The organism is Mesorhizobium sp. M0174 (assembly GCF_040322275.1).
Lineage (GTDB): Bacteria > Pseudomonadota > Alphaproteobacteria > Rhizobiales > Rhizobiaceae > Mesorhizobium.
Genome location: NZ_JAMYTB010000027.1, coordinates 43,662 through 53,983 on the forward strand (window position 1 = coordinate 43,662; position 10,322 = coordinate 53,983).

General features: G+C 63.8%; 9 protein-coding genes and 1 tRNA gene. 5 read left to right on the plus strand and 5 right to left on the minus strand.

Features of this window, described 5'->3' with window-relative positions; translation table 11 throughout:
* Positions 1-41: 41 nt before the first annotated feature.
* Both NKJ13_RS28400 and NKJ13_RS28405 read right to left on the minus strand, forming a co-directional pair.
* Positions 42-836, minus strand: a complete 795-nt coding sequence (locus tag NKJ13_RS28400; protein WP_352741072.1) for a transporter substrate-binding domain-containing protein — start codon at positions 834-836, stop codon at positions 42-44.
* 55 nt (positions 837-891) lie between these two features.
* Positions 892-1,701, minus strand: a complete 810-nt coding sequence (locus NKJ13_RS28405) for an ABC transporter ATP-binding protein (protein ID WP_352741070.1) — start codon at positions 1,699-1,701, stop codon at positions 892-894.
* 218 nt (positions 1,702-1,919) lie between these two features.
* Between NKJ13_RS28405 and NKJ13_RS28410 the strand changes: the two genes are divergently transcribed.
* Genes NKJ13_RS28410 through NKJ13_RS28420 form a run of 3 tightly spaced genes read left to right on the plus strand, consistent with a single transcriptional unit; the run spans position 1,920 to position 5,110 of the window.
* Positions 1,920-2,768, plus strand: coding sequence for a dimethylarginine dimethylaminohydrolase family protein (locus tag NKJ13_RS28410; protein ID WP_352741075.1), 849 nt, complete (start codon positions 1,920-1,922; stop codon positions 2,766-2,768).
* Complete coding sequence (locus tag NKJ13_RS28415) at positions 2,765-4,345, plus strand: 5-guanidino-2-oxopentanoate decarboxylase (RefSeq protein ID WP_352741068.1); 1,581 nt, start codon at positions 2,765-2,767, stop codon at positions 4,343-4,345. The genes NKJ13_RS28410 and NKJ13_RS28415 overlap by 4 nt, the downstream gene beginning before the upstream one ends.
* Positions 4,346-4,402: 57 nt before the next feature.
* Positions 4,403-5,110, plus strand: coding sequence for an SDR family NAD(P)-dependent oxidoreductase (locus NKJ13_RS28420; RefSeq protein WP_352778980.1), 708 nt, complete (start codon positions 4,403-4,405; stop codon positions 5,108-5,110).
* A gap of 106 nt (positions 5,111-5,216) precedes the next feature.
* Here NKJ13_RS28420 and rpsA read toward each other — a convergent pair whose 3' ends face one another.
* The 3 genes from rpsA to aroA form a co-directional block, all read right to left on the minus strand.
* A complete protein-coding gene (rpsA, locus tag NKJ13_RS28425) occupies positions 5,217-6,914 on the minus strand; it encodes a 30S ribosomal protein S1 (protein WP_023676278.1) in 1,698 nt (565 codons plus the stop codon).
* A 203-nt stretch (positions 6,915-7,117) separates the two neighbouring features.
* On the minus strand, positions 7,118-7,768 hold the full coding sequence (cmk, locus tag NKJ13_RS28430; RefSeq protein WP_352741064.1) for a (d)CMP kinase: 651 nt from the start codon (positions 7,766-7,768) through the stop codon (positions 7,118-7,120).
* A 260-nt stretch (positions 7,769-8,028) separates the two neighbouring features.
* On the minus strand, positions 8,029-9,387 hold the full coding sequence (gene aroA / locus NKJ13_RS28435; protein WP_352741063.1) for a 3-phosphoshikimate 1-carboxyvinyltransferase: 1,359 nt from the start codon (positions 9,385-9,387) through the stop codon (positions 8,029-8,031).
* Between the two features lie 194 nt (positions 9,388-9,581).
* On the opposite strand from aroA, the gene NKJ13_RS28440 reads away from it, so the two are divergent.
* Positions 9,582-9,971: a TIGR02300 family protein gene (locus NKJ13_RS28440; protein WP_254816066.1), complete on the plus strand. Its 390-nt coding sequence runs from the start codon at positions 9,582-9,584 to the stop codon at positions 9,969-9,971.
* A 163-nt stretch (positions 9,972-10,134) separates the two neighbouring features.
* Positions 10,135-10,210, plus strand: a tRNA-Ala gene (locus NKJ13_RS28445).
* Positions 10,211-10,322: the final 112 nt, after the last annotated feature.

The following is a 10,322-nucleotide window of genomic DNA, read 5'->3' on the forward strand; positions in this document are numbered from 1 at the left end:
GACGATGGCGGCTAGGCCTGCCCGGCTTGATGCCGCTGCTGTCAGTTGGACTGCGACTCGCCGCCGTAGATGTCGAAGTCGAAGTACTTCTTGGTGATTTCGGCATACTTGCCATTGGCTCGGATGGCCTTGATTGCGGCATTGAGCTTATCCTTGAGCTCGGTGTCGCCTTGACGTACGCCGGCGCCGACGCCAGGCCCGAGCACTTCCAGGTCCGGTGCGACATAACCCTTGAGGTCGCAGCACGCTTTGCCTTGATCCGACTTCAAAAATGCGTCGAGCGCGATCGAATCGGCCTGGGTGGCATCGATCCGGCCGGCGGCGAGATCCTGATTTGCCTCGTCCTGCGTCTGGTATTCCTTGATTTCCGCAGCGTCGGTGAAGTGCTTCTTGGCGTAGGCGGCGTGCACCGTGGAGGCCTGAACGCCGACTATCTTGCCCTTCAGCCCCTCTGGCGTCGCATCGAATTTCTGATCCTTGGCGCCGATCACCGCGGTCGGCGTGTTATAATATTTGTCGGAGAAGTCGATTTCCTTCTTGCGTTCGTCGGTAATGGACATCGAATTCATGATTGCATCGATCTTCTTGGTTTTAAGCGCCGGGATAAGGCCGTCCCATGGGACCGGCGTCAATACGCAATCCAGCTTGGCTTCGCCGCAGATGGCGTTGACGATGTCGACTTCCCAGCCGCCCCACTTGCCGGAGGCATCCTGCGAATAAAACGGCGGATAGGCTTCAGGCGAAAATCCCACCTTGATCTGTTCGGCGCTTGCCGAAAATGTACCCGACAATGCGATCAGCGTGGCCGCGAGCACCGTTTTGAGAAAAGGTTTCATTTCTTTCAGTTCTCCCATTTTTTGCTTTGACGTTCCCGTCTGCTTTTCTCGCAAGTCATCCAACATTGCGCAGAAACTGCTTCAGCCTTTCGGATTTTGGTGCGCCGAAGATCTGTTCCGGCGGCCCTTCTTCCTCGACCAGCCCATTATGGAGGTAGACGACATGCGTCGCGACCTCGCGGGCAAACTTCATCTCATGGGTGACCAGCACCATGGTGCGGCCTTCGCGCGCCAGGTCGCCGATCACCTTCAGCACCTCACCGACCAGCTCCGGGTCGAGCGCCGAGGTCGGCTCATCGAACAGCATGACGCGCGGATTGATGGCCAGCGCCCTGGCGATCGCGGCGCGCTGTTGTTGGCCGCCCGACAGATAGGCGGGATAGACGTCGCGTTTTTCGGCAAGGCCGACGCGGGCGAGCAGCTTTTCCGCCTCGCCGATCGCCACATCGCGCTTGACGCCGAGCACATGCACGGGAACCTCGATGACGTTCTCGATCAACGTCATGTGGCTCCACAGATTGAAGTTCTGGAAGACCATGCCGAGCTTGGAGCGGATGCGTTCGATCTGCTTGCGGTCGGCGGGCACGGTGTGGCCGTGGCTGTCGGCCTTCAACCGGATCTGCTCGCCATTGACGCGGATGATGCCGCTGGTCGGGTTCTCCAGGCAGTTGATGCAGCGCAGCAGCGTGGATTTGCCCGAGCCTGAGCCGCCGATGATTGCGATCACCTCGCCGTCGCGCGCCGACAGCGAAACGCCCTTCAGTACGTGCAGGTTGCCGAAATTCTTGTGCAGGTTCTCGACGTGGATGGCTTCGGCAGCGCCGTTCTGCGCCGGATCCTTCAGGGCGGTGACGGGCGCTGTCATCGTCGCGGCGCCCCGCGGAGCAACCGAGGCAGTCCTTGCTGGAATTTTTTACCCATTACCCGTCACTGGACAGCGTTCCGATTCTCAAGATGGACCGTTCCCCTTGCCTCCGTCAACCGCAGTTTTTGGACCATTGATCACCGCCTGCCGAGTGGCTATTGGCAGGAGGGGCGCGTTTAAAGGAGAATTTAGTGGGCAAAGCATACGGGTCGCAGTCGATGGCCGGGACGCTGCAGCGCGTGCTGATGCGCTCCGCCGCCAGCGCCATGCGTCGGGCCGAAGCGCTGGATTGGCACTATGGCCCCGGCTTCGATCCGCAAAAAGCGGCGGCCCAGCATGATGCGCTGGCCAGGCTGATTTCTGTCTCAGGCGCCGAAATCGAATGGCTGAGCGACGCCGATGACGGGCTTGCCGATTCGGTCTTCACCCACGATCCCTCGCTGATGACCGACCACGGCGCGGTTATCCTCGCTATGGGCAAGGCGCTGCGCCGGCCCGAGCCAGGCCTGCACGAGGCAGCCTATGGGCGCATGGGCATCCCCATCCTCGGCCGTATCGAGGCTCCCGGCCAGGTCGAGGGCGGCGACTGCGTGTGGGTGGATGCAAACACGCTGGCCGTCGGCCGCGGCGTGCGCACCAATCAGCTCGGCATCCAGCAGCTCTCCAACCTGCTTTCGCCCAAGGGTATCCAGGTCTACGGCTTCGACCTGCCGCTCTGGCAAGGCGAAGAGGCCTGCCTGCACCTGATGTCGGTGATCAGCCCGCTCGCCGACGATCTGGCGCTGGTCTATGCGCCCCTCCTGCCGGTCGCCTTCCACCAGATGCTGCGCGAACGCGGCATTCGGCTGGTCGAGGGCGACGCCGACGAATTCTTCGCCTCGAATGGGCTCAGCCTCAACGTCCTGCCGACCGCGCCGCGCCAGGTTATCGCCGTTGCCGGTTTTCCGAAGACGGCGGCTGCCATGCAGGCCGCTGGCTGTACGGTCTCGACATTCGAGGCCGATGCTCTGTGCATTGCCTGCGAGGGCGGCCCGACCTGCCTCACACGCCCGGTGCTAAGACAATGACGACCATCGGCGAAGCGCTCATCACCTTGCTCGAAGCGCACGGCGTCGACACAGTCTTCGGCATTCCCGGTGTACACACGGTCGAGCTCTATCGCGGGCTTGCGCGGTCGAAGATCCGTCACGTCACGCCGCGCCACGAGCAGGGCGCCGGCTTCATGGCTGATGGCTATGCGCGCGCCAGCGGCAGGCCGGGCATCGCCTTCGTCATCACCGGGCCGGGGCTGACCAACACCATCACCGCCATGGGCCAGGCGCGCGCCGATTCGGTGCCGATGCTGGTAATCTCGGGCGTCAACGCCACACCGACGCTGGGCAAAGGCCTTGGCCATCTGCATGAACTGCCGGACCAGCGCGGCATGATGGAGAAGGTGGCGCTGTTTTCGCACCGTGTCACCGACGCCGGCGAGCTGCCCGGCGTGCTCGCCCGCGCCTTTGCGCTGTTTTCATCCTCGCGTCCGGGTCCGGTGCATATCGAGATCCCGACCGATGTCATGAGCCTGCCTGCCAACGACATCGTGCCGCTGCTGCGGAATTCAGCGCCGCCCGAGCCGGATGTGGCGGCAATTGCCGGGGCGGCAAGGCTGTGCGCGTCTGCCCGCCGGCCGCTTATCCTGGCCGGCGGCGGCGCCAAAGCGGCCGAAGCGCCGTTGCAGCGCCTTGCCGAGAGGTTGGGAGCGCCGGTCGTCCAGACCGCCAATGCGCGCGGCCTGCTCTATCGCCACCCGCTTGGCGTGCCGGCCAGCCCCAGCCTGAAGGCGGTGCGTACGCTGATGGCCGACGCCGATCTGGTCATTGCCGCCGGCACCGAATTCGGTCCGACCGACTATGATGGCTATGGCGACGGCGGTTTTGTCCTGCCTGCCAATCTGATCCGCATCGACATCGGCGCCGACCAGCTTGCCCGCCGGCCGGCCCGGATTTCGATCCAGGCCGATTGCGGTGCAGCGCTCGAGGCGCTGCGTGCCGAACTCGGCACGGGCCAGGCGCAATCGGTCGACGGCGCCGCTCGCGCCGCCGCGACGCGGCAAGCGGCCTTTGCCGAGATCGGCCCGGCTATGCAGGCGCAACTGCGTGCCGTCGAGACGATCCGCGATGCGCTGCCTGGCGCGATCATCGTCGGCGATTCGACCCAGCCGGTCTACGCCGCCAACCTCTATTACGATCATGACCGGCCGGGCGGCTGGTTCAACGCGGCCACCGGCTTCGGCGCGCTCGGCTATGGCCCGGCGGCGGCGATCGGCGCCGTCCTTGCCAGGCCTGAGGCGCCGGTCGTTTGCCTCACCGGCGACGGCGGCTTCCAGTTCACCCTGCCGGAACTGGGCGCCGCGCTCGACGCTGCGGCGCCGGTGATCTTCGCCGTCTGGAACAATCGCGGCTACCGCGAGATCGAAACCTCGATGCTCGACGTCGGCGTCGAGCCGGTCGGCGTCTCCCCGGCACCGCCGGATTTCTGCAAATTGGCCGAAGCCTACGGCATTGCCGCCGAGCGGATTTCCGGCGCCGGCGGCTTGGCGGACGCGCTTGGGCGCGCGCGGGCGACTGGACGACCTTACGTCATAGAGATTTCGGTTGAGTGATCGCGCGAAAGGCGCGACCTTCCGGATCGGCGGCGCGCAATGACGGAGCGGTCGAATATGACGGAAACACTGGACGGCAGACATATCGTGGTGACCGGCGGCACCGGTGCCCTTGGCGGCGCGGTCGTAGGGAAACTGCTGGAGCAGGGCGCGATCTGCCATGTGCCCAACGCTCACGCTGCCGCGCCTGCACATTTCCCCTTCCCGGCGCATGACCACGTCAGGCTGGCCCATAACGTCGACCTCGCCGACCCTGCCAAGGTCGACGCCTTCTATGCCAGCGTTCCGAATTTATGGGCATCGGTGCATCTGGCCGGCGGCTTCACCGCCGCGCCGGTCGAGAAGATCGAGCCCGCCTCCTTCGCCGAGATGATGGACACCAACGCCCGCACCACCTTCCTGTGCTGCCGCGCGGCGATACGCTCGATGCTGGAATCGTCCGTGCCGGGCCGCATCGTCAATGTCACCGCGCGAGCCGGGCTCGACCCGCGGCGCGGCTCCGGCAAGGTGGCCTACGCCGCCGCCAAGGCGGCAGTCGCCGCGATGACCGTGGCAATGGCCGAAGAGCTGAAGGGCAACGGCATTCTGGTCAACGCCGTGGCGCCCTCGACGCTCGACACGCCGGCCAACCGGGCTGACATGCCGAACGCAGATTTCAGCAGATGGGTCAGCCTTGAAGCGGCCGCCGAGGCCATTGCCTATCTCGCCTCGCCGGCCAACATGGCCATCAGCGGCACGCTGGTGCCGCTTTACGGCAGGGCCTGAGCCTGCGGCCCGTCACAAGCAAAAGGTCACAAGCAAAAGCCCCGCCGGATCGTTCCGGCGGGGCTCTTTTGTTTCGTTTATAACCCACGCGAAGCGCGGTGTTGGCTTAGCTGCCCTGCTTCTTCAGCGCGGCGCCAAGGATGTCGCCCAGCGAAGCGCCGGAGTCGGTCGAACCGTATTGGGCGACCGCTTCCTTCTCTTCGGCGATTTCCAGCGCCTTGATCGAGACCTGCAGTTTGCGGGTCTTCTTGTCGAAGGCGATGACGCGGGCGTCGACCTTCTGGCCGACGGTGAAGCGCTCGGGGCGCTGCTCGTCGCGGTCACGGCTGAGGTCGGAGCGCTTGATGAAGGTCTCGATGCCGCTGTCGACCAGCCGCACTTCCAGACCGCCATCCTTCACGCCGATAACCTCGCAGGTGACGACTGCGTTCTTGCGCAGTTCGCCCGACGTCGCGGCTTCGCCGACCGTGTCCTTGGCCAACTGCTTGATGCCGAGCGAGATGCGCTCCTTGTCGATGTCGACGTCGAGCACCTGCGCCTTGACCATGTCGCCGCGATTGTACTCCTCGATCACCTGCTCGCCCGGACGGGTCCAGTCGAGGTCGGAAAGGTGGACCATGCCGTCGACGTCGCCTTCGAGGCCGATAAACAGGCCGAACTCGGTCTTGTTCTTGACCTCGCCCTCAACCTGGCTTCCGACCGGATGGCTGCGCGCGAAGGCTTCCCACGGGTTTTCCAGCGTCTGCTTGAGGCCGAGCGAGATGCGGCGCTTGGCCGGATCGACTTCGAGCACCACCACGTCGACTTCCTGCGTCGTCGACAGGATCTTGCCGGGATGCACGTTCTTCTTGGTCCACGACATTTCCGAAACGTGGATGAGGCCTTCGATGCCCGGCTCCAGCTCGACGAATGCGCCGTAGTCGGTGATGTTGGTAACGGTACCCTTGATCTTCTTGCCGATCGGGAATTTGGTGCCGATCTCGGACCACGGATCGCTCTCGAGCTGCTTCATGCCGAGCGAGATGCGGTGGGTTTCCTGGTTGATGCGGATGATCTGCACCTTGACCGTCTGGCCGATGTTGAGGATTTCGGTCGGATGGTTGACACGGCGCCAGGCCATGTCGGTCACGTGCAGCAGCCCATCGATGCCGCCGAGGTCGACGAACGCACCATAGTCGGTGATGTTCTTGACGACGCCTTCGACTACTTGGCCCTCTTCGAGGTTCTGCACGATTTCCGAACGCTGTTCGGCGCGGCTTTCCTCGAGCACGGTGCGGCGCGACACCACGATGTTGCCGCGGCGGCGATCCATCTTGAGGATCTCGAAGGGCTGCGGGTTGTGCATCAGCGGCGAGACGTCGCGGATCGGGCGGATGTCGACCTGGCTGCGCGGCAGGAAGGCCACGGCGCCGTCGAGGTCGACGGTGAAGCCGCCCTTGACCTGGTTGAAGATGACGCCTTCGACGCGTTCGCCCTTGGTGAACTTCTCTTCGAGACGGACCCAGCTCTCTTCGCGGCGGGCCTTCTCACGCGACAGCATGGCTTCGCCAAGCGCATTTTCGATACGCTCGACATAGACCTCGACCGTGTCGCCGACCTTGAGCGTCGTGTCCTTGCCCTTGACGCCGAATTCCTTCAGCGGCACGCGGCCTTCGACCTTGAGGCCGACGTCGATGATAGCCATGTCCTTCTCAATGGCGGTGATGATGCCCTTGACGACCTGGCCTTCGCCGGAATGGCCGGCGGAAAATGATTCTTCGAGCAGGCTCGCGAAATCATCGCGAGTGGGGTTTGCAACTGACATAGTTTCTCCTGGAATGCCTCGCATCTGTCGCGGGGCGGGCGCCGTGGGTTAGCGTTGCGTTGGCCTGCCGGCGTTCCGGGCAAAAAGCCCTTGGCCGCCCTTGAGCGGCAATTCCGGCGCATGAAGAATGCTGGCAGGCTGGTTCACGCCCAATATGGGAATTCTTTGGTCGCCGGCAATCGGCGGCGGCAGGAAAACCCGGCTCAGGCTTCGTTTCTCTTAGCCAGGACGTCGTCGATGATCGCCTGAGCTGCCAGAAACGCGGCCTCTATAGCCATTTCCGACGTGTCGAGCAAGTGCGCGTCGACAGCCGGCTTCAATGGCGAGTCCACGCGGCCCATGTCGCGCTCGTCGCGGCGCACGATATCGGCAAGGATTTCGTCGAAATTGGCAGTGCCGCCGATGCTCTCGATTTCATCCAGCCGCCGCTTTGCCCGCACCTCGGCACTGGCCGTGACATAGAGTTTTACGTCGGCATCGGGACAGACGACGGTGCCGATGTCGCGGCCGTCGAGCACCGCGCCAGGCGGTGTTCTTGCGAAGTCACGCTGTTTCTCTACCAGGATGCGCCGCACCGACGGGATCACTGCCACTTTCGAAGCCGCCTCGCCAACGGCGTGTGCCGAAAGCACTGCGCGGTCGAGCTTTGCCGGATCGACCTGCCGGGCCGCGGTTTCAGCGGCCGAAACATTGTCGAGCGGCAGGCCGAGCCGGAGCAGCGCATGCGCCACCGCGCGATAGGTAAGGCCGGTGTCGAGCAGGTTCAGCCGATAGTGATCGGCCAGCCTGCGGGCGAGCGTGCCCTTGCCGGCGCCGGCCGGGCCGTCGATGGCGATGGTAAAAGGGATGCTCATTGGCAGTGGACCAGCCCTCGCGCCTTCGTCATCCCAGGGCGGAGCAGGAGCGAAGCTCCGTCGCGGAGACCCTGGGATCCATGCCGTGACATGTACCGAGGGATGCGGCGGGCCAGAATTCTGAACCGTTGCGATGCTCTGACGTCACGGCATGGCTCCTGAGGTCTTCGCTGCGTCGCTTCGCTCCTTGCTTCGCCCCAGGATGACGAAGGGAAGGATGTTGGCGCCCAATCTCCAAGGTTTGCGATTGCCATCAACTGTCACTCGATCTCCGCCCCCAGCCCCTTCATCAGCCCCATGAATTCCGGAAAGCTCGTAGCAATCATCGCCTGGTCGTCGATGGTCACAGGTTTTTCCGTCGCCAACCCCATCACCAGAAAACTCATGGCGATGCGGTGGTCGAGATGGGTCTGGACGATGGTGCCCTGTCCGTTGGGGTGCTGGCCGAGGCCCTTGCCGCCCGGCTTTCCACGCACGACAAGCGAGGCCTCGCCCTCGGTGCAGTCGACGCCGTTGAGCGTTAGCCCGTTGGCGACCGCCGACAGCCGGTCGGATTCCTTCACCCGAAGCTCTTCCAGCCCGAGCATAAGCGTTTCGCCCTCGGCGAAGCTCGCCGCCACGGCAAGCACCGGATACTCGTCGATCATGGTCGGCGCCCGTTCGGGCGGCACGGTGACGCCCTTCAGCTCGGAATAGCGCACGCGCAGGTCGGCGACATCCTCGCCGCCTTCGTTGCGCGGGTCGATTATGTCGATTCGCGCGCCCATTTCCTGCAGCGTCAACAGAAGTCCGGTGCGGGTCGGGTTCATCAGCACGTTTTCGATTGTAATGTCCGAGCCCGGCACGATCAGCGCCGCCACCAGTGGAAAGCCCGCCGAGGAGGGGTCGCCTGGCACCGCGATGGTCTGCCCGGTGAGCTTGCCCTGGCCTTCGATGAAAATGTGGCGCACGCCGCGCTCGTCGGTCTCGACCGACAGATTGGCGCCGAATCCCTTGAGCATCTTTTCTGTGTGATCGCGCGTCATCACCGGCTCGATGACGGTGGTGATGCCCGGCGTGTTCAGCCCAGCCAGCAGCACCGCCGACTTGACTTGTGCCGATGCCATCGGCACGCGGTAGGTGATCGGCGCGGCGTGCTTAGGCCCGTGCAGCGTGATCGGCATGCGGTCGCCAGGCGTCGCCTTCAGCACCTGCACGCCCATCTGGCGCAGCGGCTCGAGCACGCGGCCCATCGGCCGGCCGGACAGCGAGGCGTCGCCGATGAAGGTGGTCTCCATGTCATAGGTGCCGACCAGGCCCATGGTGAGGCGGGAGCCCGTGCCGGCATTGCCGAAATCGAGTGGGCCTTCCGGCTGCAGCAGCGCGCCATTGCCGGTGCCGCGGATCACCCACTCAGTGCCATGCTTCTCGATATGAGCGCCCATCGCCTTCATGGCAGCGCCCGTACGCATTACGTCCTCGCCTTCCAGCAGCCCGGTGATGCGGGTTTCGCCAGAGGCCAGGCCACCGAACATGAACGAGCGGTGCGAGATCGACTTGTCGCCCGGCACCCGTGCCGCACCTGAAAGGCCAGATGATTTGCGGGCGGTGGCCGGTTTCGGGGCAGCAGCGTGCGACATGGTTCTTTCCTGGAAACGCCGGCGCCCGGCTATTTTCTTCTGGTTTGCGCGGTCTCCTATCATGGCGGACCGAAATGGTCATCCCCTTGGTACGCAGGCCTTCGAATTCACGCTTTTTGGGACGCCGGCTTTTCGCTTTGACAGCGCCGTAAACTCTGGTTAAGGGGACCAAACTTTCATCGACGAGGCTTGCTGTGGCAAAACCCGAACTTGGCACCAAACGCATCGACCCGGAGACGGGTCGAAAATTCTATGACTTGAACAAGGACCCGATCGTCTCGCCTTATACGGGCAAGAGCTATCCGCGCTCCTATTTCGAAGAAGGCAAGATCGCCGCCCTCGAGGAAGAAGAGGAAGTTGCCGAAAAGGAAGTGGACGCCGAGGAGGAAGAGGGCGTCGAGGTCGTCTCGCTCGAAGAGGCGGACGAGGACGCGAAGGCCGACGAACTTCCCGATCTCGCCGATGACGAGGACGACGTCGACCTTGGCGATGATGAGGATGACACGTTCCTTGCCGACGAGGAGGAAGAAGACGACGACGTTGCCGACATGATCGGCGTCGGCGACGACGACGACGAAGTCTGAGCGAACCGCATTCGCCGGCTTTCGCCGCGCCGCCTAGAAAAAGCGGTTGTTGAAGGCTTGATATTGACTGAAGGCGGGGTTAGAAGCCGCCTGCACTAACGGCGCGGTCTAGAACCTGCGCCGGATCTCTTCGCCGGAAACGGCGCCGGCGAACTGCCGGAGTGGGGCCATAGCTCAGTTGGGAGAGCGCTTGAATGGCATTCAAGAGGTCGTCGGTTCGATTCCGATTGGCTCCACCAGTTCTCTCCGGTACGACCCGGAGACATGGGTAACAGAATGTACCTAAGACATGGGTGACAACCTCGTGCCGAACGGGTTGTCGATGGTCTGCAAGGTTCTCTGTTCCAGGTC

Coding starts and splice junctions, on each gene's coding strand:
- NKJ13_RS28400 (WP_352741072.1), bottom strand. CDS start 836: ATGAAACCTTTTCTCAAAACGGTGCTCGCGGCCACGCTGATCGCATTG.
- cmk (WP_352741064.1), bottom strand. CDS start 7,768: ATGAGCATCCCTTTTACCATCGCCATCGACGGCCCGGCCGGCGCCGGC.
- NKJ13_RS28415 (WP_352741068.1), top strand. CDS start 2,765: ATGACGACCATCGGCGAAGCGCTCATCACCTTGCTCGAAGCGCACGGC.
- NKJ13_RS28420 (WP_352778980.1), top strand. CDS start 4,403: ATGACGGAAACACTGGACGGCAGACATATCGTGGTGACCGGCGGCACC.
- NKJ13_RS28410 (WP_352741075.1), top strand. CDS start 1,920: ATGGCCGGGACGCTGCAGCGCGTGCTGATGCGCTCCGCCGCCAGCGCC.
- rpsA (WP_023676278.1), bottom strand. CDS start 6,914: ATGTCAGTTGCAAACCCCACTCGCGATGATTTCGCGAGCCTGCTCGAA.
- aroA (WP_352741063.1), bottom strand. CDS start 9,387: ATGTCGCACGCTGCTGCCCCGAAACCGGCCACCGCCCGCAAATCATCT.
- NKJ13_RS28405 (WP_352741070.1), bottom strand. CDS start 1,701: ATGACAGCGCCCGTCACCGCCCTGAAGGATCCGGCGCAGAACGGCGCT.